General features: G+C 43.4%; 18 protein-coding genes and 1 pseudogene. 12 read left to right on the top strand and 7 right to left on the bottom strand.

Going from position 1 to position 26,433, the window contains the following annotated elements:
* Window position 1: 1 nt before the first annotated feature.
* Both J5X94_RS05155 and J5X94_RS05150 read right to left on the bottom strand, forming a co-directional pair.
* The gene (locus J5X94_RS05155) at window positions 2-724 is read right to left on the bottom strand and encodes a response regulator transcription factor (RefSeq protein WP_010201627.1); all 723 of its coding nucleotides are present in this window, start codon (window positions 722-724) and stop codon (window positions 2-4) included.
* Between the two features lie 295 nt (window positions 725-1,019).
* On the bottom strand, window positions 1,020-2,249 hold the full coding sequence (locus tag J5X94_RS05150) for an efflux RND transporter periplasmic adaptor subunit (RefSeq protein WP_210540471.1): 1,230 nt from the start codon (window positions 2,247-2,249) through the stop codon (window positions 1,020-1,022).
* An 814-nt stretch (window positions 2,250-3,063) separates the two neighbouring features.
* On the opposite strand from J5X94_RS05150, the gene pilG reads away from it, so the two are divergent.
* From pilG to J5X94_RS05105, 9 genes and pseudogenes are all read left to right on the top strand, one after another.
* The gene (pilG, locus tag J5X94_RS05145) at window positions 3,064-3,441 is read left to right on the top strand and encodes a twitching motility response regulator PilG (protein WP_010201623.1); all 378 of its coding nucleotides are present in this window, start codon (window positions 3,064-3,066) and stop codon (window positions 3,439-3,441) included.
* A gap of 333 nt (window positions 3,442-3,774) precedes the next feature.
* A complete protein-coding gene (locus J5X94_RS05140; protein ID WP_010201622.1) occupies window positions 3,775-4,137 on the top strand; it encodes a response regulator in 363 nt (120 codons plus the stop codon).
* A 3-nt stretch (window positions 4,138-4,140) separates the two neighbouring features.
* The gene (locus J5X94_RS05135; protein WP_210540470.1) at window positions 4,141-4,671 is read left to right on the top strand and encodes a chemotaxis protein CheW; all 531 of its coding nucleotides are present in this window, start codon (window positions 4,141-4,143) and stop codon (window positions 4,669-4,671) included.
* Between the two features lie 548 nt (window positions 4,672-5,219).
* A pseudogene (locus J5X94_RS05130) lies at window positions 5,220-6,266 on the top strand (methyl-accepting chemotaxis protein); the annotation flags it as partial.
* A 128-nt stretch (window positions 6,267-6,394) separates the two neighbouring features.
* Window positions 6,395-7,345, top strand: coding sequence for a CheR family methyltransferase (locus J5X94_RS05125; RefSeq protein WP_210540468.1), 951 nt, complete (start codon window positions 6,395-6,397; stop codon window positions 7,343-7,345).
* A 30-nt stretch (window positions 7,346-7,375) separates the two neighbouring features.
* Window positions 7,376-14,347 (top strand): Hpt domain-containing protein, encoded by a 6,972-nt coding sequence (locus tag J5X94_RS05120; RefSeq protein WP_210540467.1) that lies wholly within the window; start codon window positions 7,376-7,378, stop codon window positions 14,345-14,347.
* A complete protein-coding gene (locus J5X94_RS05115) occupies window positions 14,337-15,332 on the top strand; it encodes a chemotaxis protein CheB (protein WP_210540466.1) in 996 nt (331 codons plus the stop codon). The genes J5X94_RS05120 and J5X94_RS05115 overlap by 11 nt, the downstream gene beginning before the upstream one ends.
* A gap of 17 nt (window positions 15,333-15,349) precedes the next feature.
* Window positions 15,350-15,934, top strand: a complete 585-nt coding sequence (locus J5X94_RS05110) for a hypothetical protein (protein ID WP_210540465.1) — start codon at window positions 15,350-15,352, stop codon at window positions 15,932-15,934.
* Between the two features lie 176 nt (window positions 15,935-16,110).
* On the top strand, window positions 16,111-16,638 hold the full coding sequence (locus tag J5X94_RS05105) for a cytochrome b (RefSeq protein ID WP_210540464.1): 528 nt from the start codon (window positions 16,111-16,113) through the stop codon (window positions 16,636-16,638).
* Window positions 16,639-16,746: 108 nt separating this feature from the next.
* Here J5X94_RS05105 and minE read toward each other — a convergent pair whose 3' ends face one another.
* The 5 genes from minE to J5X94_RS05080 all read right to left on the bottom strand — a co-directional run bounded on the left by minE (window position 16,747) and on the right by J5X94_RS05080 (window position 21,694).
* Window positions 16,747-17,037 carry a cell division topological specificity factor MinE gene (gene minE, locus J5X94_RS05100; protein WP_010201590.1) on the bottom strand — a complete coding sequence of 97 codons (291 nt, stop codon included), beginning with the start codon at window positions 17,035-17,037 and terminating at the stop codon, window positions 16,747-16,749.
* A gap of 2 nt (window positions 17,038-17,039) precedes the next feature.
* Window positions 17,040-17,852 (bottom strand): septum site-determining protein MinD, encoded by an 813-nt coding sequence (gene minD / locus J5X94_RS05095; protein ID WP_010201589.1) that lies wholly within the window; start codon window positions 17,850-17,852, stop codon window positions 17,040-17,042.
* 360 nt (window positions 17,853-18,212) lie between these two features.
* Complete coding sequence (minC, locus tag J5X94_RS05090) at window positions 18,213-19,055, bottom strand: septum site-determining protein MinC (RefSeq protein ID WP_210540463.1); 843 nt, start codon at window positions 19,053-19,055, stop codon at window positions 18,213-18,215.
* A gap of 111 nt (window positions 19,056-19,166) precedes the next feature.
* Complete coding sequence (locus tag J5X94_RS05085; protein ID WP_228293162.1) at window positions 19,167-20,294, bottom strand: hypothetical protein; 1,128 nt, start codon at window positions 20,292-20,294, stop codon at window positions 19,167-19,169.
* Between the two features lie 443 nt (window positions 20,295-20,737).
* Entirely contained in the window at window positions 20,738-21,694 is a 957-nt protein-coding gene (locus tag J5X94_RS05080; RefSeq protein ID WP_210540461.1) for an acyltransferase, read from the bottom strand.
* 413 nt (window positions 21,695-22,107) lie between these two features.
* Between J5X94_RS05080 and J5X94_RS05075 the strand changes: the two genes are divergently transcribed.
* The 3 genes from J5X94_RS05075 (at window position 22,108) to J5X94_RS05065 (ending at window position 26,432) form a co-directional block, all read left to right on the top strand.
* The gene (locus tag J5X94_RS05075; RefSeq protein ID WP_189585567.1) at window positions 22,108-22,764 is read left to right on the top strand and encodes an OmpA family protein; all 657 of its coding nucleotides are present in this window, start codon (window positions 22,108-22,110) and stop codon (window positions 22,762-22,764) included.
* Between the two features lie 289 nt (window positions 22,765-23,053).
* Window positions 23,054-24,502 carry an imelysin family protein gene (locus J5X94_RS05070; protein ID WP_210540460.1) on the top strand — a complete coding sequence of 483 codons (1,449 nt, stop codon included), beginning with the start codon at window positions 23,054-23,056 and terminating at the stop codon, window positions 24,500-24,502.
* A 274-nt stretch (window positions 24,503-24,776) separates the two neighbouring features.
* The gene (locus J5X94_RS05065; protein WP_210540459.1) at window positions 24,777-26,432 is read left to right on the top strand and encodes a di-heme oxidoredictase family protein; all 1,656 of its coding nucleotides are present in this window, start codon (window positions 24,777-24,779) and stop codon (window positions 26,430-26,432) included.
* The last annotated feature ends 1 nt before the right edge of the window (window position 26,433 follow it).

Genomic DNA, 26,433 nt, shown 5'->3' with positions numbered 1-26,433 from the left:
ATTAAACCTGATCGGTAGCAAACTGATAACCGACACCGCGTACAGTAATAATACGCTTTGGTTGGCGTGGATTGTCTTCGATCAAGGCACGTAAGCGTGAGATATGAACATCGATAGCACGATCAATATTGTCTGAACTGTCATCATTTGGCATGGCTTGCCACAATTGCTCACGATTCAGTACCTTACCAGAATGGGTGGCAAAGTAGTGCAGCAATTGAAACTGATGCGTCGTCAAACGCACGGGCAGCTCATCGATCGTTACTTCGTGGCTATCAGGGAACACACTGAGACGGCCAAAGGTCAAACTGTCTGATTGACTGTCTGCTTGATTTGGCTGCTCGTGACGACGAATGACCGCTCGTATCCGTGCCAATAGTTCACGTGGCTCGAATGGTTTAGAGATATAGTCATCAGCGCCCATCTCAAGACCCAATACGCGATCGGTAGTATCGCCTTTTGCCGTTAGCATGATGATCGGCACTTTATTGGTCATATTGTTTTTGTTACCGCGTATCTTTTGGCAAACCTGCATGCCATCCATATCAGGTAGCATCAAATCAAGAACCACCAAGTCAATACCGCGCTCTTTGGTGTCTAGCAACTCCAGACCTTCTTGACCAAGTCCTGCATGATGCACATCATAGTAATTCATGGTCAGATAGTCGCTGATTAGTTCTGCTAAATCTGGATCATCTTCAATTAACAAAATCTGCTTACTCATAGCTTGTCCTCTAGTTGTTGTTATGGTTTGTCAAGAAATCGCTTTTTATTAAAATTCTAGCGCGCCTCGATATCTATACTATCCTAAATCTAAGTGCTTCTAAATCTAAGTGCTTCTAAATCGTTATTGTCCTTAATCATAAGACATTGACCGTTAAGATAGGGTTAAAAAAACATGATTAAGCTTTCAGTCAATATAAGACAAAGTAATAATACTATATTGCCTAATTAGCACGTGACTAAACAAGACACGCTTTGTTAATGTTTCTACACAATGTAACTGTCTCTACTGCTCTCTAAGAAACCACTACTTTTTTGCCTTTAGATTCAATGGTTAAGTCGGCAAGACAAATTAAACTGTCATTGCTAATGCCTGCAATTAAATACTGCTTGGTAATAGGATCGTATTCGACGACCTCAACTGGCTGACGAGTTAGGCGTTGGTCTTGCTTAATAATCCATACATTGGCGCTCAAGGGTCTTAACGGTTTATAGGGTGGGCGCTGCAACTCTGTTAAGTCAACGTCATGTAACGCGCGTTCGGGGACAATCGTACCGACATCGATCTGACCATAATTGACACGCCCCGTCACTTGCATATCGGGCTGTAATTTCTCGCGACTGATTTCATTATTGACGACATTTACATGAACCAAAAGCTGTTTGGGCTGAACTGTTGCCGTCAACCTGCTAACTTGTCCAGTAAACTTATCCGACATGCCTTCAGCGGTAAAATTGACCGTCTGTCCGACAGAAAGCTGAGGCTCAGCTTGAATAGGTACAATGCCGATGAAATGTAATTCAGTTTCATCACTGAGCTGCAAAAGTGGTTGGCGTGCGTCCACTTTTTGTTCAGCTTCGGCATACAGCTTTTCGACACGTCCTGAGAAGCTGGCACGCACCGTCATCAGTTTGTAGGATGGTTTGGTACTAGCAGGTGCATTTTTTCTGGCTATTACATTATTTTTATCAGCGCTAGTTTTATCGCCGCTAGACTGAGGTGCTTCAGCGTTATTTTCATTAGCCTTTCTCGATGTCGGTGTCGGCTTCGTTGTTCGGTTTGGGTTATCAGTCTTGTTCTGTGTTTTACTATTTTGTGTAGATTGTTCTGATGTTGCAAATTCTGTATTCTCAGCCGTTGAGGTAGTCGCTGACTCTGTGGGTTTACTAGCTGCTTCCTGACGCTGGACAATTAACAGTGGCGTGCCTTTTTCTACCCATTGATTTTCTTCTACCAATACCTGCTGGACAGTGAGCGCTTTTGCTGCGGTGAACTGGGTCTTCTTGATTGGTTCAATACGGCCTTGGAGTCCTATGCTGGGCTGATAGCGTGATGGCTTTATACTTAAAATATGATCAGGCGTCATGGTAACGCTATCGTCATCAATGATAATGGGTGTCTCTACCGTCTCACTATTTTCAGCGGTCACAGGCTCATCAGTAGGGGGCGAGGGCTGACAGGCAGCAAGCAATAATAAAGCACTGCATAAATACGCACTATTTTTTAGACCTATAAAAACTCTCATACCAATTGCCCTCATAAACATTGGTTTATTATATAGTGAATCGGGGCGAGGGCAAATAATAGTGCGATATTTACGCAACGAGACAGAGTTATTGATTTCAAACGCATGACTGGAAGAGGAAGAGTCATAATCAGAGTATTTTTGCTAAACCGATGATTAATTTGAACATAAATTCACTAAATAACTGGAAAACAACGAGTAACTGTGCTAAAACGAACATATTAAAATACAGTGATACATATTTATCACAAATGAAGATGATTCGGTAAGATAACTGTTGCTTCTACCCAATGTTAGATTCTTACCACACTTCTTTGATGAGTGTTATGCCCGTTAAATTGTTTGTATTTATAACGATTATGCCTGTTAATTTTGACAGGTTTGAAATTTACATAAGAAAAATGATTGGTCATATAGGCGGTTTTATACAGTAAGACGCTTGTTAGCCACATGACTTCTTAGCTATATGACCTCCCATTTAAGTATTTATCTCATTTTTATTATTATTTTCAAAATGAGGACACGCCCTAGTGATGGTCATAAAATCTGATAATTATCTTCGTAAGTTAAACTCAGATTAGAAATTAATTTACGAAGATAATTGACGATAAAGTGCGTATAGTAACTGAAGGTAACGTCATGCTTGATAGACAATACTGATAAAGAACATGTTAGCTATTATGACAGCGTAAAATGCAAACTTAGTCGTTCATATCAATCCAAGAATAAGCCATTTTATAAATTGGAATAACTGTTAAAATTTTGCACTGACAGATAGCGCTACGAATAAATAGTCATTCATAGGATAATGATAATGGAAAATAATTTTGAGGGTCTGAAGGTCATGGTTATCGATGACTCAAAAACCATTCGCCGTACGGCAGAGACTTTATTGCAAAAAGCTGGCTGCGAAGTCGTAACCGCTATTGACGGTTTTGATGCTTTAGCCAAGATTGTTGACAACAATCCCGATATCATTTTTGTTGATATCATGATGCCACGCTTGGATGGCTATCAGACTTGTGCATTGATCAAAAACAACCCTGATTATGCCAGTAAGCCGGTGATTATGCTGTCATCTAAAGATGGTTTATTCGACAAGGCGCGTGGACGTATTGTCGGTTCAGATGAGTATTTGACTAAACCCTTTAGCAAAGATGAGCTTTTTGAAGCAATCAATCAGTACCGTTAATAACCAACCATTTTATAAAACTGATAATTAGACAGTCATATTGGTATGCTTTATATGTGCAGCGGTACGGCTAGTGCAAGTGGCTAAGAAGACTGTCATACAAAAAACAACTATAGCTGTCGTGACTGTTCCATGAATTAAGATTTCAGGTTAATTAAATAGCCGTGTTAGAAATAGCTCAGTGACGATCACAACAGTATTGTTTAGTATTTACTACTTTATATATATCATCGTGGAAATAGTGCTGCCCTCGAAAGTGTTAGGCATTATTTTTAATAGATTTGTCTCAATAATATATCCCAACGGATATCATCGAAAATAAAGGAAATTTCCATGGCTACTATTTTAGTCATTGACGACTCGCCATCAGAGATGGCGAAATTTCGCGACATGCTTGCAAAAAACAACTATCAGGTGCTTGAAGCAACCAATGGTGAGCAAGGCTGTCAAATGGCAACTGATCATTTACCAGATGTCATCTTGATGGATGTGGTGATGCCTGAAATGAATGGTTTTCAAGCTACTCGCAAGATAACTCGTGGCAAAACAACATCGCATATTCCTATCATTATGATTAGTACCAAAAATCAAGAAACGGATCGTGTTTGGGGTAAGCGCCAAGGCGCTAAAGAATATATAACCAAGCCAGTTGACGAAAATGGTTTGGTTAATATTATTCGCAAAGTAATGGGGTAACTTGTGGCTTCCAAAGGGTTTATTGAGCTTCTGCGTTTCGCAGATTTGGCACGCGCACGTAAAAGTGGCCGTCACGGTGGACAAGAATCCGACTGGCAGGGTGTGGTATTTGAGATTGGTGGTCAGCGCTTGGTGGCACCAATGGGTCAAGTCTCAGAAATACTCACTATGCCAGAATTCACCAGTCTGCCCTTAGTAAAGCCTTGGATGATTGGCATCGCCAACATTCGCGGACGCCTATTACCACTGACGGATTTGTCTGAGTTTTTGCAGGTTCCTAGTCGGTTGGCGCAAATGAGCCAACGCAAGGTTATTGTGATCGATCATGATAATGTGTTTTCAGGATTACTTGTCGATCAAGTACTTGGTATCGAGCAATTTACTCGTGATGAATATCGCCCAGAAACGCTTGAATATAACTCGCCATTCTCTCCTTATAACCATGGCAAGTTTTTTAAAGATGAACAAGATTGGTATATTTTTATGCCAAGCTTGTTAGTGCAAGATTTGCAGTATGCTGATGCAGCGCTATAACGGTCTTTCATACGGTATTTGCTGCCATGAAATACTCGCCTGCTAGCACGATGAAAAGAAACACCGACTGACATAATACAGTTGTATGTCAGCATTCATACAGGCTTTGCTAATCACTATTGTTTCGATAACAATATGATTGTCGGAGTCAGTCACGATAAGACTTTGACGATTGTTCGAAAGGGATACGCAAGATGAGTGATGTTATAAAGAACTCTGTAACTGGCAATAGCAAAACAACGCACACGGTTAAAGACGCCAATAATATTTGGAAATTATTATTGGGGTTTTTTGCTTTATTGACCGTGGTCTGTCTAATTTGGCTAGTCAATTCATTGTCATCAGTAAGTCAATATCTGCCTGATTTTAATCAATCAGTAGTATTGCCAGTGATTATATTTGTAGTAGGTGTTGCCGGTATTCTATTTGCCTTATATAAGTTACTTAGTCAGCGTGGCGGCTCAGAGCGTCTACTCATCGAAAAAGAGACATTGCGTCGTCGTCAAGAAGCAGAAGCAGAATCCGAGCGTGCTCGCCAAATTCAAGAAGAGAATGAGCGCAACCAGATTGCAATTTTGCGTTTGCTTGATGAATTGGGTGATTTGGCAGACGGTGATTTGACGGTCAATGCGACTGTATCAGAGGATTTCACTGGGGCGATTGCTGATTCGGTAAACTTCGCCATTGACCAATTACGTCAATTGGTACTGGTTATCAACAGTACTGCTGATCGCGTTTCACAGTCCTCAGACCAGACGCAGATGAATGCGGTTGAGCTTGCTGAAGCCTCGGAAAACCAAGCGCAAGAAATCGCTGGTGTATCCGCAGCAATTAATGAGATGACTGTCTCGATTGACCAAGTTTCAAACAATGCGGCAGAGTCTGCAACAGTTGCTCAGCGCTCGGTTGCTATCTCTTATAATGGGGCGGAGGTTGTACAGCGCTCTATTGAAGGGATGAACGTTATTCGCGATCAGATTCAAGAGACGTCAAAGCGTATCAAACGCCTTGGTGAATCTTCGCAAGAGATTGGTGATATCGTTGGATTGATTAATGATATTGCGGATCAGACCAACGTATTGGCATTGAATGCGGCCATTCAGGCGTCAATGGCAGGGGAGGCTGGTCGAGGTTTCGCGGTAGTTGCTGATGAAGTTCAACGTCTCGCTGAGCGTTCAGCCAATGCCACCAAACAGATTGAAACACTGGTAAAAACCATTCAGGCAGATACCAACGAAGCTGTGATGTCAATGGAATCCACGACCTCTGAGGTTGTACGCGGTGCACGTTTGGCCAAAGATGCTGGTGAAGCACTAGAAGAGGTACAGAGCGTTTCTAATACCTTGGCAGATCTGATTCAAAACATCTCAAATGCCGCCCAGCAACAGGCTGAGTCTGCTGGACATATCTCTCACACGATGAATATCATTCAAGACATTACCTCACAAACCTCATCTGGTACGATGGCTACGGCGCGTTCTATTGGTGAGCTAAGTGAAATGGCTGCTGCCCTTCAAGAGTCGGTGACTGGTTTCAAAGTATCGAACGATGATGAGCAGTTAGAAAATGAAGAAAACCTATTGGCCAACGCTTAATAATTAGCGAATGCGCAATAAGTGAGTATCATAATTAGTCATCAAGCTTAGGGTTTTGTTATCTTGAGATGTTAATCAAAGTGCTGCTCTAGTAGTGATGCTGGGCAGCAGTAATAATAGCAGGTCACGTGGATAAGCATACTCAACAAGACGTTAGTGTAGTCGATAAAGCCAATCCCGATTTGGTGACAGTCTTAGGGCAAGTTAATGCCTTTGATACACAGCAATGGCAGCGTTATATAGAGCAAGAGATTGGCTTTGTTTTACCTCCTATCCAACGACAGTGGTTGGCAAATGCGATTGACCGTACGGCTGCCGCGCATGGACTATCGATTTTGCAATTATGGCGTCAACTGCCAAGCAATGATGCGCTGCGCCAGCAATTATTGGACAAAGTGCTGATTGATGAAAGTCGCTTCTTTCGTCATATGCCTTCTATAGACTTCATTACAGAGTACGCCTTGCGACATCAGCGACTGAGGCTAACAGATGACAGTATTGATGAGACGTTTCGTATTTGGAGTGTTGGTTGTGCCAGTGGGCAGGAGACTTGGTCGCTTGCCATGAGTTTGGCATCGAAGCAGCTGGTCAGTTACGCTGTATTGGGTACGGATGTCAGCCAAAAAGCAATTACGAAAGCACGTTTGGCACAATATGACAAACGTCAAAAAGCATTGATTCCGTCAAGCTGTCAGCAGTTTATTTACCCATTACATTCTGAAACTGTACCCGATCAATCGACTGTTTTTGAGTCATCTATAGTAGAAAATACTATTAACGACACTCAAGCACATTGGCAAATCGTGCCAACTTTACAGCAGTATGTTAGCTTTGCTTTACACAATATTATCGGTCAAGAACCACCTACGTCCGATCTGCAGCAGGTCATCATCTGCCAAAATATGCTGCTATATTTTCGTAAATTTGATCAGCGAGATATTCTTAACAAGCTGTCAGAGCAGTGTGCGCTAGGTGGTTATATAGTATTGGCTCCAGGTGAGGCGTTATTTTGGCGTCCTTCAAATATGCGCCGTATTGCGCACCCAAAAATTAATGCGTGGCAAAAGATCAGTGCCTAAATTAGCGCCTAGACGAGTTAGGATAAATCTATGAAAAACCAGCCCAATGACATGGTGACGATCGAGTGGTTATTACCACTTTTTAATCAGCAATTATCACAAGTATCTGATGGCTGGCAATTAGACGCTGACAGCAATAATTACGAGCAAATGATGCAGCACTATCATCAAGTTGGTGGTGCTTTAACTATGATTAATCTGCCTTTGCTGTCAAATTTAGCGACTAAGCTGAGTCTGTTGGCAGGGGCGGGTAGCCAAGATGGTTTTACCGCTGATGATCGCCGCATCGGTCAGTTTTCTCATCGGCTGCTACAACGTGAGCTGACGCAATATATGCGTACAAGTAGTCATCATACTGCTCTAATCAGTAGAGCGGCTGATGATCTTACTCAGTCGCTATCACGACTGGGTATAGCGACCGACCATTTGTCACCGCAATCCACTATAGCCAGCAATACTCATTACAAAGACCTTGTCGATGGCGGTGTTAATTCTGAAAAAGTTATCGATGATATTGAACTAGTCGTGCCAAGCCATGCGGTAGATGCTCATCTAGACACTCAGCAGTATCAAAAATTACTATTGGTTTGGCGTCAGCAAGTACAGGCGCTACTGGTTGCCAATAGCAACCAGCCCTCAGTACTGACGATCTTAGAAAAAGTAAGTGAGTATTTATGGCAAACCACGCAAGACGATGATTTGCAGCGTCTATGGTATTTAACCGAGCTGTGGTTGCGCGATCTTGCTCATAATAAAACACCGTTGCCTAAGCACTATGCACCGCTATTGGCAAAGCTTGAGCAAGTGCTAGAGTCTTGTGGACATCAAGCCGAGTTGGCGTCGAGCGTTATTAAAGAATTGCTAGCCAGCCTCTATATTGAGCTGAGTGGTCTTGCGCAAAGCAGCGAGCATACTCAGTCTATCCTTAGTAATCTACCGCAAAGTGCAATAATGGATGCACGTTTTTTACCTCGTATACTGAGCGAGCTTGAGACCCTCATTTTCAGTCTCGATCAACCGCAGACTTTATTGAACCCATTGCAACGCATAAATAGTCAGCTCGAAGCTCGAGGGTGGACTTTTTATGCCTCAAAAGCTGCATCCATCATTGCTGACATAGAGCGTGCCCTTTCCTCAGAGATTGGGTTTGCGCAAGAACAGTGGCAGATTGAACGCCAGCTTCAAGAGTTATATAGCGCTATTTATAATACAGAGCAGGCAATATCTACAAAGATCGGTGATGCCGCTGATTTTACGCCGGCGTCTGATGTAGCAGCGAGTGTCGACGCACAGTCAGATTCTAGTACGGATATCAACTCTACTAGTAAAGACTTACGTGAATTGCGCATTGCTGTTGAAGACATAAAACAAAGCTTTAACGCATATATACAGCGTCAGGATATTGCCCTTTTACCTGAGGCTGCTGATTTTACTAATATTGGTCATGCTTTCGATGAAATGGGATTGCCTTCAATCCGTGAAGCGACTGATGCTATAGCCAGCCTATTTGTACAACTCACCACTCATGAAATTGACGTGCTCAGTTGGAAGGTTACCCAAGCATTGGCTGAAGGTCTGACTTCGATAGAGCTGTTGCTTGATTATCTGGCTCAGCAAGTTTTTGACCAGCCACTATTAGCATTGGCAAATCAGCATATTGATAATGCTGCTACATTGCTCAGTGAGTATATTCAAGCACCTCAAAGTGTTGACCAAAGCTTACTTAGCCAAAAAGTCGCGGCGACCGATGTACTGCGCTACGATGATAACGGTGAGATTGCGCCGATTACTGAGCACGCTATCGATGACCAAATTCTTAAAGATCAAGACTTTGATACGGCAATTTTGAGCCATGAAACGGCGGGAGAAGACGAGTCGGATAACCTCATCATAAATAATACCGTCGGTGATGATTTCAGCACTGTTAATGACAGTGAAGCTTTGCTACGTGCGCGTGAACAAGTGAAGCCAGATAGTTTCGATATAGATGAAGATATTCGTGATATTTTCATTGAAGAGGTGACAGAGGTCGTTGAGGACTTAGAAGATTTTTTACCAATTTGGCAACAGGATTCACAAGATCTAACACCTTTAACAGAAGTGCGTAGAGGTTTTCATACGTTAAAAGGGTCGGGGCGCATGGTTGGTGCCTTTAGTATCAGCGAGATGGCGTGGTCAATCGAAAATCTGCTCAATCGACTTTTAGACAAGACGCTGCCTGTCACTGATGAGGTCGTTGCGCTAGTAACAGAGACGACCAAGCGACTTTCAGTTTTAGTTACAGATTTTACGGCGCAACAATCGCCAAGCTTTGATCCTGCGGTAACCATCTTACAAAGTCATAATGTACTAACGGGACAGCCAGTTAACACAGGTTTAAACATTGCCGTATCTGCCTCATCGGACACTGAATTAGACGAAGCTTTGGACTCAGATGAGACAATGGCAACTGCTGCATATAACAATCTGGTAGACACGATTGATGAGTCTGAAAATGAACAGGAAGTAGGCGGAGACAGAAACGTCATAGACTCTCTTTCTGGTCTGATATTACCTACTGTACTCATTCCTTTCATGCAAGAGACGCAGCAGTTACCGACGGATGCGAATGATGCCGATCCTGATATCAAAGAGATATTTATAGAAGAGGCGAATGAAGTGTTGGACGACATCGTGCCTTTATATGAGCATTGGCAGCTGTCTCCCACTGATTTGAGCGATTTGGCAGACATTCGTCGCGGATTCCATACGCTAAAAGGTTCTGGTCGTATGGTTGGTGCCAACTATACCGGTGAGCTGGCATGGTCAATAGAAAACATGCTCAATCGCATTTTAGATAAGAGTATTGTCGCTTCAGCTGATATGAGACAGCTTATTACCGATGTGTTAGCAGCATATCCTGCTATGCTCATCACGTTTGAAAGTGGCAGCCAAGATTATCCAGTGCTAGTGCCACTATGGATTGCCTGTGCGAACGCTTTTAGTAAGCAGCATGGTAATGAGTTCAGCTATGCTAAGTTATATGAGCAAGCGCTTACCTCTACTGAGCAACCTTCAGCGTTAAAGTATGATGATACGGTCGAAAGTATTGATGATAGTAGTGATGAAGACATTGATAATATGCTGCAGACCATTCATTCGGCTAATGAAATGATGGCAGAAGCGCCAGTCATTTTGACGCATCAGAATGCAGAAGAAAAAGCATTTTTTGAGATTTTCATCGACGAAGCAGAGACCCTATTACAGGAGGTTGATACCTTTGTTAATGAGCATCAAGGTCAGCCCTATGTTGCAGTTAGTGATCATATTGTTCGGGCATTCCATACCCTAAGAGCCGCTTCAGGTTCTAGCGCTTTGGCGGCGATTAGCGAAATCAGTGCAACAATAGAGCAGAGTCTGGAGCTGTTGCAACAGCAAGATATTCCTATGAGGGCGCAACACTTAGAGGCGTTAGCCCAGTCTGTGACACTGATTAATGGCTATCTTAATAATTACAAACCAAACGTCGAACAGCAAGATATATCGGTAGAAGAAGCGCAGAGCCAGCAAGATATTGCGTCATTGCAAGCGATGTTGGGTGAGCATTATGCTGTCGGTGATTATAGTGAGGTAGCAGACAATAAACTCACTATAGAGCAGCTTTTCGATGAAAATATTGATGAACTGCTCGATGCTGAATGGCAATTAAATGAGGCGCTGAGCCACTCCGAAAGTGAGCATGTCCAGAAATATATTGAACAACAACTGGCACAAATAAGTTATCTGGCTGGCAAAGCGGTAGATATTCCAAAATTCACTGCAATTCTCAGTGCCTTAGCTGGCGCTTATAATCATCTGCAAGCCAGTCCTGAAACAGCAGCTGACACGGACATTCAAACCACGTTGTTGGCTGGGCATGCGCAGTTAGTAGGGTTGTTCGATGCATTGGCCGGTAGCACGTCATTAAAAGTCGATGGGCACATTCTTGAGGATTTACAGCGTATTGCTAGTGGCGCTGACACTGAAGATGACATTATTGATGAGGATAATGATGGTTTGCCTACCGTGCAAAGCGTCTCTGCCGCTGAGTTTCAGTTAGAGTCTATCGATACTGACATTGAACTGTTAGAGATCTTTTTAGAAGAAGCGCAAGAGCTTGATGATGCCCTTGCCGAAAGCTTTAATAAGTGGCGTGCGGATATTACTAACATCAATACGCTAAAGGTATTACAACGTCATTTGCATACCATCAAAGGTGGTGCACGCATGGCAGGTATCCGTAGTATTGGAGACTTGACCCATGAAGCAGAGAGTATCTATGAAGCTTTTGTAGAGCACAGACGCGCGCCAACCACACAGTGGCTTGAGATTATGCAAATCGTGCAAGATACCTTGTCGTTGCAAGTCATGCATATGGTAAATCATCAGCAATCATTTTTTGCTCCCGAACTTATCGAGCAATTACAACGTTTTGAGAAAGCACAAGTATTGCCAGATACGGTTAATTTGATTGTACCAGTGCCAAAACATCATACTGTCGCTGAGCCGCAAGCTGTTGAAGATGACTCTATACTCAGCAATGTCGAAAACACAGAAATCCTAACGCTTGATAGAATGATTAAACAGTCATGGGCCAATGGCTTACCGGATCCTGACATATTAGAAGTATTCTTAGAAGAAGCAGAAGCGCTGACCAATAATAATCAATATCTACAGTTATTTTTAGATAACGTGAGCGATACGGTTGCCTTACAAGCGCTACAGCGTGACTTGCATACCCTCAAAGGTGGAGCAAGAATGGTCACGGCTAATGGAATAGCAGACTTGGCACACGACATGGAGTCGGTCTATGAAGATCTTGCCCATCATCGTCGTCCTGCTACAAAAAAAGTCTTAGAGCTACTCGTGGCCTGTCATGACTGGATGGCAGATGCACTATTTATTCTCAAGCAACAAGTCAACCCGCCAACGCCTGCTTTATTAATAGAGGCGCTACAAGAATTTAGTAAAAACCCTGATAGCTTAAAACAAATACCTAATGAATCTCTGCAAGCGCAGCGCAAAGCGATTTTGACTGCCAAAGAAAATCGAAACTCAGCAGGTATGGTAAAAGACATCAGTAAAATGCCGGCGATGATCGGTGAGTTTACGGAGCAAGAGCAGAGCGCTAGTAGCAATGAGATGATCCGTATCTCAGGTGGTTTGATTGAGCATATGATTAACTTGTCTGGCGAGTCGGCGATTAACCGTGCGCGTATTGACATGGGCATGAGTAGCTTGACCAACAGCCTTGAAGAGATGGGCATCACGGTACAGCGTTTGGCAGATCAGTTACGCCGAATGGAGATTGAGCTTGAAGCCCAAATCTTATCGCAGATAGATGATGAGTTGATAAGCCATGAAGGTTTTGACCCGCTAGAGATGGATCAATACTCTTCTTTGAATCAGCTATCAAAATCTCTGACAGAGTCGGCATCAGATTTGGTTGATATTAATCATACTCTTTTAGAAAAAACGCGTGATAGTGAGAGCTTATTATTACAACTGTCACGGACGCAAACTGAGCTACAAGATGGCTTGATGAATTCGCGTATGGTGCCATTTACGCGCTTAATACCACGCCTTGAGCGTACGGTACGCCAAACGGCTAATGAGCTTAATAGGTCGGTTGAGCTGACAATTATTAATGCTGATGACGAAATGGATAGAACCATTCTAGAGCGTATTACGTCGCCGCTTGAGCATATGCTACGTAACGCCGTCGATCATGGTATCGAAGACAGTACAACGCGTCTGAAAGCTGGTAAAGAGCGCAGTGGTAACATCACTTTAGAGGTGTTGCGCGAAGGCAGTGAAATTGTCATCAACTTATCCGATGATGGGCGCGGTATCGATGTTGAAGCTGTTCGCAGCAAAGCCATTGCGCAAGGCCTTATCGATGCAGCAGACAGTAGTCTGACCGATCTTGATATCATGCAGTACATCTTTAATGCGGGCTTAAGTACCAGTAAGCAATTAACACAGATCTCAGGGCGCGGCGTTGGCATGGATGTCGTCATCAGCGAGATTCGTCAATTAGGTGGCGTCGTGTCTGTAGTCTCTGAGCTGGGCAAAGGGTCACGTTTTACCATGCGCCTACCGCTCACAGTAGCCGTATCGGATGCCCTAGTAGTGCGAGCAGCAGATCGCTACTATGCCATACCACTGGTTCAGATTGAGCGTGTGGTACGTATCAATCCAGAAAAGCTTTATGATTACTATCAGTCAAATGACGCCACGCTAAATTTTGAAGACGCTGATTACCGTGTGCGCTATTTAAATGAGATTTTATCAGGTAATAAACTCAATGAGCTGGTGGTCAATACCAATACGAGCTTGCCGGTGATTATCATCAAAAACCGTACTGGACAGAATATTGCCCTGCAGGTCGATCAGATAGCTGGGTCACGTATTGAAGTCGTAGTAAAACCATTAGGACAACAATTCTCAAACCTATCGGGTATTTCAGCCGCTACCATCATGGGTGATGGCTCGGTCATGCTTATCTTAGATTTGATTGCCTTGATGCGTAATGCACCAGCGCTTAAAGAAGTCATGCCATCTGTTGGCTCTAAGCATAGACGCTTAGAATCTCAGCCGACGGTTATGGTCGTCGATGACTCGGTCACAGTACGTAAAGTAACGTCGCGCTTCTTAGAGCGTCAAGGGTATAAAGTTGCCGTTGCCAAAGATGGTGTCGATGCGATTGAGATACTACAAGAGACGATACCGGATCTTATCTTATTGGATATTGAGATGCCACGTATGGACGGCTTCGAAGTGGCCATTCAAATACGTCACAATAAACGCTTGCAGCATATTCCGATTATTATGATTACCTCACGTACTGGTGAAAAGCATCGTGAGCGTGCCCTAGAGATTGGGGTGAATGATTATATGGGTAAACCATTCCAAGAAAACGAGCTACTGAATAAAATCCAAATGCTATTGGGTGAAGAGGTCAGCTTAACTTATGAAGGATAAGGCACCTGTTCCATTAGCGCTCAAAAACAAAAGCGATATCAAGGTGCTGGTAGTCGCAGAAGATCATCACCAGCGTATGGCCTTTTCGGATACCGTACGTGGCTGTGGCTTTACCCTCATTGATTGTGTATCACGGGCGCAGTTGCATGATAAGTTTGAACGTTATGAAACACCCATTGATATTTGGTTGATAGACAGTGATTATGATGACAGTGTAGCCACGGCTACTGCTATGTCTCAATCAATCGGGGTTTTGGTGGGTTTTAGTCAAGCGCCTTATTTAAATGAGGCAAAGCAGTATGCTAAATGGCAACGCAAACTAAAACGTAAGCTTGCACAGATGCTACTCCTACCAGCATTGGTAGATACCAATGCTTATCAGAGCGATACCAATGACTGGCAGTATGTTGTGTTTTTGGGTGCGTCTATGGGCGGTCCTAGCGCTGTAAAAGAGTTCTTAGATAACTTGTCACCCACGCTACCCATTTGTATTTTATTGGCGCATCATTTCAACCAGACGATGATTGGGACGCTACCACGCATACTGAATCGTCATAACGATTGGCGCTGTCAGGTCATTACCTCGTCGCAACGTTTACAGGCGGGTCAATGTCTGATTGCGCCTATTGATAAGCAAATTGTTTGCGATTCGACCGGACGGATTATATTACTTGCTAAAGCATGGGAAGGTGATTACAAGCCCGCTATTGGTCAGATCCTAAAAAACACCAGCGATGTTTATGGTAGTGAGCTGATCAATATTATTTTTTCAGGTATGGGTAACGATGGGGCTCAGCATCTGGATTTAATCCAAGACAATGACAGTCAGTTGTGGGCGCAAGATCCAAGTGTCAGTACTTGTCCTAGTCAGCCACAAGCGATTGTTGATTCTGGATATTGTGGTTTTATTGGTAGCCCTGTGGCTTTAGCACAAAAACTTACCGACTATATTGGTGAAAGGGCGGCTGTTGCCTCTTCGCATTAATCTATTGTGAGCGACGTATGAAACAAATTCTAAAACATTCGTTTGAGGCAGTAAGCTTGCTAACCACGAACAATGGTATGCTAGATGTCACTATCGTTCCAGCATTTAATCAGCCTGATTGGATTATTCCGAGCAGCCTGATTTTGAGTGTGGATGACTTTGATGAGCATATTTGGACTTATCTGTGGCAACAACAAGAAGTCGCTGTATTCCATTTGCTATCCAGTGGGCAAACGCCAGAAAAGATCATAGTATTAGAGGGTAATACGGCTGCCCATCGCATAGCATTACAGACTGTCGGTGAACTGCACCATCTACAGGTACGTATCTCTGACGTCAAGGATATTGAGCTTCCTGAACAGTATACCAGCAATGCTAATATCAGTTATAGCGTCGCCCAAAAAACGAAAAATAGCGACCGCGAAACGGTTCAAGCGACTGGCGAAAATCTGACAGATAGCGAAATCGACTACGCCAAAGAACGCTTTCAAGAAAACGTTGTAGAGTCCTACTTGTTTCAAACCGTAATTATCGATAACATTCTCTACTTGGTGCCTGATTTGGATAAAATTGCGCATCAATTGGTTGATTTAGACAGCTAGCTTTTTTAGTAAGTGTGGCCTATAGTGAATAGCAATTCATTAGTTTTAATCATGACTAATGATCACGACTAATGATAGTGACCAGTAACATCGTCAAGACTAACCTAGCCACAATGACTGTGCCGCCTGTTATTGTCTTTATCTATAAATGTTGGTTAGAGTGAATAGAGCAGCCTATGAATAATATCGATGCGAATGTTTCAAAGTGGTCAATCGCTAGCCGCTTATTTCACTGGATCAGTGCGGTTTTATTGCTGGTAACGTGGCTCATGATGCTGTTATACCAAAATCTTAATGACAATCTCTATATTGGGCTACACAAGGCCTTTGGTATAAGCTTGTTGTGTTGGATGATAGCGCGAGTTATCAATCGCGTCTTTACCAAAGTGCCACCAGCGTTACCGATGCCTAAGTGGCAGCTGTTGATGTCAAAGTTGTCGCACTTTGCGCTATATGCTTTGCTAATCGCGATGCCGTTAGCTGGCTTGCTGATGTCAGTCTATGGGGGTCGACGGGTAGATATATTTGGTTTATTTCAGATTCCTGTCTTTGTCACCCCAGATAGAGGTTTAGCGCGTTATTATAATGATTTACACGCTGATATTATCTGGCCCATGATTATTGCCTTTACTGTATTGCATATCGGTGCAGCTTTGTATCATCAGTTTGTCAAAAAAGACAATTTGATCGCACGTATAAAGTAACGACTAATCTAGAAAGTATACGTCCACAAAAAAGCCCTCAGTATTTTACTGAGGGCTTTTTAGATTAGGGCTTAACTAGAGCGCTTTTTCTATATGCTTTTGAACAGCTTATTTTTTATGCTCAGGCAAGTTGATATTCATCTCTAGCACATCTAAGCTGTCTTCAGAACGATGATTGATATTCACATCATCAATTTGCACGCCATTGACGTACTTATTCACCACTTCTAGTATTTCACGTTTCATTTTTTCGATACGATCCGCTGTTAAGCGGTTGTTTAAGCGATTTTCACTCGCAACGATAACCTTGAGACGCTCAGTGGCTAAATTGGCACTGCCGACATTGCTGCTGTCATCAGTACCAAATAAATTGCTCCAAAATCCTTTTTTCTTACTCATCATTAACCCCCAAACCAGCGCTGTAATAAACTCTTTTTCTTCACGTCAATATGACGTAACGGCCGCTCTTCGCCTAAGAAACGGGCGACAATGTCATCATAACATTGACCAGCGATGGAGTCGGTATAGTGGATAACCGGTTCACCGTGGTTAGATGCCTCAAGCACTGAATGGCTTTCAGGGATAACACCAAGTAATGGTACTTTTAGGATATCATTAGAGATGGTATCGATATCCATCATCTCATTCGCTGCCGCACGTTCGGCATTGTAGCGAGTGATAACCAAATGCTCACGGATAGAACCTTGGTTCTCTTCGATCTTTTTGGTACGGCTTTGTAAGATACCGATAATACGATCCGAGTCACGTACTGAAGAGATCTCAGGGTTGGTCACGATGATCGCTTCATCAGCATGATACATCGCTAACTGGGCACCGCGCTCGATACCAGCAGGCGAATCACAAATGATATAGTCGAACTGCTTAGACAGCTCAGCCATTACTTCGGACACCCCTTCGTCTGTCAGCGCATCTTTGTCCCGCGTCTGACTGGCAGGTAGGATGTATAAGTTCTCAAGCTGTTTGTCTTTGACCAGTGCTTGTGACAAGCGCGCGTTACCGCTGATGACGTCTACAAAGTCATAAACAATTCGATTTTCACAGCCCATGATCAAGTCTAGATTACGTAGACCTACATCAAAATCGATAACAACCGTCTTATAGCCACGCAACGCCAAACCGGCGGCAAAAGAGGCACTAGTGGTGGTTTTGCCCACACCGCCTTTACCTGAAGTGATTACAACAATCTTCGCCACAATGGCACACTCCTATGAATCAATGGGATATCTATTAAATAAAATAGCGCATTCTTTTATGCTTATTATTCACATGTAATATATGCGCTGCGAGCGTAAGCCTAGCATAAATAAACAAAAATTTATAGCAAGTCTGCACTAAAGCGAAAAACAACGATTATCTGTGTTAAGTGCTTCTGCCTACAGGCATTAGCACTGATAGATAGGTTACATAGTGGCAGAGTAAATTATTTGTCTTGAGACAGTTTTGTTAACCAAACTTACTGAAATATTAAGTAAGATATTTAGCCATTACTTTCTCAGCACTACAGCAAATGCCTTTAAGATTTATATATAAAATTCGACAAATCAGCCGTCTAACTAAGCATCATCCATTACGGTAAATACCAAACCTTGACCTTCTATAAAGCGTACTTGTACTGGTTTGTCGATTACGTGTTCCGGTAAATTGTCTCGTAGGCAGTAAGTACCTGCGACTGACACCAATGACGGGTTAAAGACCTGACAAAAAATACGAGCATCTTTGTCGCCTGTTGCTCCTGCGACCAAACGACCTTGGGCGCGGCCGTAGACATGCAAGCTGTTGTCGGTAATCGCTTCAGCGCCACTGTTGACACTGTTGGTCAAAATCAAATCCCCACCGACGTGGTTAAGGCTCTGTCCTGAACGTAGCATTTGATCATAGATGAGGCTGGTGATATGTTCAGCGCTTACCAACGTTTCTGCTGGAATATTGGCGATGGTCGTCTCGGTCGCTGTCTCAAGTGCGGGTTCAGACGCTGCGACTGCGTCATTCGTGCTGGTCGACTCTGTACTTTTGGCTTCTGATGCTTTACTGACCTGAGCAGTGGCTTTTTTACTGGGTAGAATACGCTCGATACGTTTGCCATCGGCAGGAAATATCGCCAATCGCTGCTCACGTGCTTGTGCATCCAACACACCTGTCACGACACCGATAGGTTGCAGTCCCCATGACCATAACAGCTCTACCAATGCAGACAGATCTTGTTCGACCTCGCTATCAATGAGGATAGGGATATTGCTGGATTTGTTGCTAAGCGTTTCAGCAAGCTGAGTCTCGATAGCGTTCAAGTCATCCGTACTGAACTGTAAGCGCGAAAAGGTGAGCATCTTGCCGTAAAAGGCGAGAGCAGGCGTGGCACTCGGGGTTGGGGTGCTGTTGTCGTTATCTAAAATCGTCATAAGATTGATCCTCAAAAAATATCGTATGGCTGCATGCGTACTATATTTATTATTATTTAGTAGTTATTTACTTAGGTGCTGATTATTTAGTAGCCATTTTTAGAAAAAATGTTATAAGTTAAGCATATCTTGGTGCTTCCATTGCTGCACTTTTATTTGTGCTTCAAATGCTGTCAAACTGTCCTCAATAATGCTAGAAATCAAAGTATCCAGCGCGGTGTTGTTGGTATCGATTTGTGCCACACCGCTGGCAATAGCGACCATCAATGCATCAAGACGTTCAGCATCGAGGAGACGCTCGTTTAAAGCAATGACCACATTTTCGCCAATATTGTGTCCCACATGCTGCAATTGCGACTCAATCAAGCCACCAGCGATGGGTATCATGCGCAAGTAGCGACGTAACTCTGGCGTATTGGCCAAACCTTCTTTAATCGCTTCGCCCATCGCACCAGCTATCATGTTATTGCCTCCTGGTGAAGCCGTCAGTGCTTGCAGCTTTGGCGCCAGCTCTGTGCGTAGTAACGACAATAATGCTGCTTCAATCTCATGACGGTTGCGAGCAATCGTTGATTCGATCAATGATTTGTGCGTTTTGGTGTCGGTAAGCTGCACACGAAAATTATCGATTGCAGTCAAAATGACACGATCTGACAACTCTTCTAATAGCAGATCAATATAGAATTTGATGCGGTCAATCCACGACTGCGGTAGTACTTGATAGCCAAGCTGGTAGAGTCGGCGGCCGATAACCACTACTCGAAATAACCGTAGCGCGCGTAGCTGCGGAAAACAGCCCAACACCTCATACCAGTGGACAAACGGAAAAAAGAACCAGCGATAATAAACCTTTTCTTTAATGGCAATTGCCCAGCGTAATAATAGCTCGACGACTAAGAATATGGTGAAAAACCCACCTGCTGTACGCAACGGATCATGCAAAGTGCCTTGATACCAGTTAAGCGCATCACTCAGTGTCAGCCACCCTGCAACATTGCTACTAAAGTTACTCATCAAGATGGCATCTATGCTAATCAATAAGAGATCAATACTAATAGCAACAATCATCAAAATGTCATAAGTCAGTTTAAAGCGACTTGGCTTAGGACGATTTGATTGTGGTGACTGCTCGCTTGAGGGTTGCGTGCTCGGAGATTGACTGCTTGCTAAGTTCGATGACTCATTTGGCATTGCTGCGGCTATTGGTGAGCTTTTAGTAGGAGAGGCGGGCACAGTCATACCTTTTAGTAAGAAATGGCATAAGAAATAATGTCATCAGTAGACAGGGTCAGTGATGATATTACAACTGAGTAAGCGAGCGTTTTAATGACTATTCACATTATCAATGAATGCCATCAAAAAACAACCCATCAACCATTATAATTTGGTATTTTATATCAATTGAGTAAAACCTGATATTAGGGCGTGTCCTCAATCTGAACAGTAAACTGTAAACGGGTTAAAAATGGCTAAATATTTGCCAAACTGCGTCAAGTAGCTTGCTCATATCTCGATATTATCTGTACTATTTTCCTTGTTTAGCTGCCATTTATCTCATTTTTATCAGCATTTTCAAAACGAGGACATGCCTTAGCCAGCTTTTAGTGTTTATATTGCAGCATAAAAAGTATGGCAACATTGTGATTTGCAGGTTTACTGAAAAAAATAATTTATCGTTCAGTCTATTTGCTCTGCGGGTTATCTGCAAAGTCAGCAAGCATGGTGGTAATAAGGTCATCTTTTTGACACCATATCTGTTCAACCCAATCAAACATTTTAGCCTTTATTGCCTCGTCCTCTTCATAGCCACCATTTTTGATACCAGCAAACAATTCGTCAGGTATTTTAATATACCGAACGTCAACGCCCAAGCGTGTGATATTGCCTTTCCATAGATCACCATAGGTTGGCACGCCATCCGGATAAACAATGGTCATATCCAAAATACCATCGATGTCATCCCCTAAGGCATTGATAGCCAGCGCCAAGCCACCCGCACGCGGTTTCAGTAAATGCGTATAAGGTGCATTTTGTTTGGCATGTTTTTCTTGGGTGAAGCGAGTGCCTTCTAAATAGTTTAATAAGGTGAACGGTTTGTCTTTTAATAACGCGCAGGCACGCTTGGCTTCTTCAATATCTTTGCCCTTTAATGCAGGGTTTTTGGCAACCTTTTCTTTAGGATGGCGGCGCATCATTGGGAAGTCTAAAAAATAAAAGGCTTGACCAACGATTGGGATATAAATCAGCTCAAACTTGGTAAAAAATCGGGTGAGGGGCAGGCGCTGTTCACCAATGTATTGCACGATACTGGTATCGACCCATGACTGATGATTGCTAACCAGCAGGTATTTACCGGCCATATGGACGTCATCGGGTAAGTTGATACGCCAATCTTTACGTGGCAACATATTATCGATCAAGGCATTATTACTACTAATCCAGTGGGCAGCAATTTTTATCACGGTTTTATCCGCAATGGGTGCTCCAGTAATCATCTTGGTCGCGCCCATTAGCCATAGCGGAATACTATAACCAAAGCTATTGGCCGCGATGACACCAGCTGCTGTAGTCAGCGAAACTGCCTTGCCCAATTTTGGGGCGCGTTGATGTATTTTTTGAATAGTAGAGGTCAGGCGCATGTTTAATCCCTGTCTATCGATATTGTTGATATATAAACACTCCATTTCTGAAGTCGTTATTTCCAAAATTTTTGGCGGTTTTATAGGGTTGAAATTGCGCTATATGTTTAGTGGTGTTATTAGCGCTGCTTCACGGTCAACTTTATTGCATGATTTTAACAGAAATTATTCATAGTGTACGACTGTAAACGTGACTTGCCATGTCTGGTCTAGTAGAGATAGATAACACAAAGGAGAAGGGTGTGAACCCTCCTGCACTTCTCATACATAGATGTGACAAAATATTACACATAGATAGATGGTAATTGCCATAATAATAACGAACGCAAAAAAGCACCTAAATAAGATTCATAAAAAGCACAGCTTAATCTTAATAAAGCACAATTTTAATTTAATACTTAAGAGGAAATATTATGCGTAATACATTAATGATTGCCGCAGTCGCATCTGGTTTAGCACTTAGTGGTTGTGCTACTGATCCAAACACTGGACAACAACGTTTGAACAAAACTGCTATCGGTACATTGGCAGGTGCTTTAGGTGGTGCAACCATCTCTAAAGCAACTGGTGGCGACAAAACTGGCCGCGATGCAGCTATTGGTGCAGCATTGGGCGCTGGTGTTGGTTATTACATGGAGCGTCAAGCTAAGCAGCTTGAGCAACAGATGGCTGGTACAGGCGTAACGGTTGAGCAAAACCCAACGACTGGTAACATTGACTTAGTTATGCCAGGCAGCATCACCTTCTCATTCGATGATGCTACATTGAGCTCATCGTTCAAGCCAACACTTGATAAACTTGCTTCAACGATGAACCAGTACAACAAAACATCAGTTAACATTGCTGGTCATACCGATAGTAAAGGTTCAACGTCATATAACATGGGTCTATCACGTGATCGTGCTTACTCAGTGGCTAACTATCTGACTGCTCGTGGTGTTGCTTCTAACCGTGTCAACGTTGTTGCTTATGGCGAATCACGCCCAGTAGCTGATAACAACACTGATTATGGTCGTCAGCAAAACCGCCGTGTTGAGCTAACCATTAACTCACCACAAAGCGTAAACTAATAAATGGTTTGATAACCATCTATTTTAGTCGCTTACAGTAAGAATAGTGCAAAAAAGGTCAGCAATACGCTGGCCTTTTTTTGGGCTTAGAATTTGATAAGCCAGCTTTTGATCAACGGTAAGACCCAATCCTTAAATTATATTTGATAATAGTTATCAATAACATTATAATTCGCAAATATTTGAATATTTCAGCAATAGTGATGACAGTGTTTAGCAGCTATGACCCTATACATGAGTCATTTATTGTACTTGCCTTTTTTTATAATGTATCTCATCGAGGACGTGTATGAATATGACCACAGTGACGAGCCGTAAAATTTTACCAACTACTTTAGCCGCTGCGCTTGCAGGGATACTGCTGGTATCGGGTTGTACCAAGCAAGCCAATGACGATGCCGCCACTGATGCACAAACAGAGGTGCAAAATACAGACGCTGCCAATAATAAAACCACATCAGGCGCAGAGCAAGCCAATATCGATCGCTTGGCACTTAGCTATGTAAATATGGCTCATGCTGCCTATAAAGATTCATTAGACACCGCAAAGACTTTGCAGACGGCAGTGAATGCTTATGTAGATGCGCCAACTGAAGCGAATCTTGAAGCGGCAAAAGCTGCCTATAAAGCGGCGCGTCAGCCTTACTCACAGACTGAAGTGTTTCGTTTTGATGAAGCATTTGTGAGCGCTGATGACAAGCGTGAGATTGGTAGCGTCGATGGCTGGGAAGGACAGGTCAATGCATGGCCGCTCGATGAAGCGCTCATTGATTACGTCAGCGACGACTATGAAGGTGAATATAACAGTCAAGACAATATCATCAATAGTGATAGCATTGCCGTCGGTAGCATCAAGCAAGATACCAGCACGATTACGCCGCAACTGTTAGCAGACATGAATGAAATCGGTGGTAGCGAAGCCAACGTAACGACCGGCTATCATGCGATTGAGTTTATGCTATGGGGACAAGATACCAACGGCGTCGGTGAGGGTGCGGGCAACCGTCCGATCAGCGATTACAATACCACCGATGGCGAATGTACTAGTGGTGAAAGCGCCAATACCGATGCAAGCATTTGTGAGCGTCGCGGCGAATTCTTAAAGGCCGCTGCGCAGTTATTGGTTGATGATTTGACCGCGATGGAAGCCCAGTGGCAGCCTGACAGTGAGCATACCTTACGCAGCGATATGATAGCGCGTAAAGATAACAATGGCCTGCGCCAAATTATGTATCAGATGGGCAGCTTGGCATTTGGCGAGTTGGCCTCTCAGCGTATGCAGGTCGCTTTCGTCACGGGATCTACCGAAGACGAACATGAATGCTTTAGTGACTTGACCCATCTTAGCTACGCCAATAATGCTCGCGGTATTCAGAATGTCTTTAATGGCAGCTACAAGACCCTCGCGGATAAAACCGTTGGTGGCTATGGCGTGAAGAACTACCTGATTGATACGGGTCATCAGGATGTTGCTGATAAGCTGGCTGCTGACTTTAGTAAAGTAGAAAGTGATTTTAATATCATCGTTGAAAAAGGCGAAAAAGAAGGTATTAAGATTGATCAAATGATCGCGACCGTTGGTCAAGTAAGCAAACAAGGTATCTCTGCTGAAGAGCAAAATGCTCGTCGTGGTTGGATCGAGACGGCCATTACCAGCTTGCAGGAATTGACGACTGGTATCGAAAGCGCGGCAAAAGCGGTTGGTATTGATAATCTAGATGCTGATGCGGGTTCATAGTTTTAAGCTAGGCTGTTTATACGCTTACTAGCGTCAGTTGTATTCATTTATAATGCCTGATAAGTCGCTATAAGTGAATGAGAATTATTTTCATAAGAAAGTAATTTATGTATAATACACACGTTGTCAATCTCGGTTGGCAATGTGTTTTTTTATGCCCTATTAAAATAGCGCGACCAGCCAGCCTTTTTACAGTTGTACCCTGTTGACTGTAACGACATATTGTTATGGTGCGCGATTTTGATGGTTCTATACTAGCGCTAAGGCAATGCTTATGAACGCCATTTCTGCCACGAAAGACAAACTATCTATGTCTCTTCATACCTCTTTATTGTCTAAAAATACACCGTTAAAGCTTGCGCTTAGTGCTCTCTGCGTCTTGTCACTTACGGCTTGTCAGCCCACTGACAGCTCATCCGCTAATAAGAATGACGTCAATGCTGATAAGCAGGATCAGGATAAAGCCTTGTCTGCTGAACGCAGTCAAAATATCGAAGCGCTGGCTGGGGTGCCCATGCAGCAGCTTGCCTCTTTTGACCCGCAAGAGATTAAACAAGGCGGTGATAGCGGTATTAGTATTACCAGTGCTGAGAGTTACTCAAAACCTTCATCAAATCTCACCGCCTTACGCAAAGGTTCTTTTTTTATTGGTAATGCGTTCTTTCAACAACCGTGGGTGATTGCCCCTGCTAGCACGGACAGCCGTGACGGTCTTGGCGCGTTATTCAATGTCGCCGCCTGCCAATCATGCCATGTCAAAGATGGTCGTGGCCACGCGCCGATGAGCAGCAAGGACGATGCTGATAGTTTATTAATACGTCTGTCTATGCCAGCGACAACGGATGAGCAACGTCAGCAATTGCAGGATTCCCTGATCGAAAAAGTGGTGCATCCTATGTATGGCGGTCAGCTACAAGATCGCGGTATTCAGGGCGTACCGGCTGAAGCGCGAATTGCGGTACAGTGGACCGATATGCCAGTTACTTTTGCCGATGGTTATGTCGAAACCCTACGTGCGCCTAGATTTGAGTTGACCAAACCCGGCTATGGGGCGTTTGATAATGAAATGATGGTATCACCGCGAGTGGCTTTACCAATGATTGGGCTTGGGCTCTTAGAACAAATACCTGACGATGATATTAAAAAACAAGCGGTCAATAACAATAATACTAGCGACATCAGTGGCAAGTTTAACTGGGTGATGGACCCGCAAACTGGCAAGCATGCGCTTGGTCGTTTTGGCTGGAAAGCTGGTCAAACCAAGCTGATTACACAAAACCAAAGTGCCTTTAATGAGGATATGGGGCTGACCTCAAACATTCGTCCTCATGAGTCCTGCATGCCGAGCCAAACCGCTTGTATTAACGCGACTACTGGCGCTGATGAGCAAGGTAACGGTAAGCCGCCCGTCGAAGTGAATGATGAAATAGCCAAGTTTGTAGAATTTTATACGCGGAATTTAGCCGTGCCACATCGTCGCAATGCCGATGATAAGCTGGTACTGGCTGGTAAAAAACGCTTTTATGATATGGGTTGTCAAAGTTGCCATACGCCAAGATATCAGTTGCCAAAAACCGATGACGATCATCTTGAGCAGCATGGACAAGTCATTTATCCTTATACGGATTTGCTGCTGCATGATATGGGCGATGCGCTTGCCGATCGCACGATAGCGGGCAAACTACCAGCAAAAAACGCGCAAGTTGAATTTTTGGCCAACTCATACGAGTGGCGTACTCCTGCATTGTGGGGAATTGGTTTGGCTCAAACCGTCGATCCACAAGCGACCTTTTTACATGATGGTCGCGCGCGCACGCTGATGGAAGCGGTACTATGGCATGGCGGTGAAGCAGAAAACCAACGCCAAAAAGTGTTGAAATTAGATAAGCAAGGACGCGCTGAATTAAACGCCTTCTTAAAATCATTATAAA

Source organism: Psychrobacter sp. K31L (genome assembly GCF_017942195.1).
In the GTDB taxonomy this organism is placed as follows: Bacteria; Pseudomonadota; Gammaproteobacteria; order Pseudomonadales; family Moraxellaceae; genus Psychrobacter; species Psychrobacter glaciei.
Note: the sequence above shows the minus strand (reverse complement) of the source record. Positions and strands in the feature narration are given on the sequence as shown.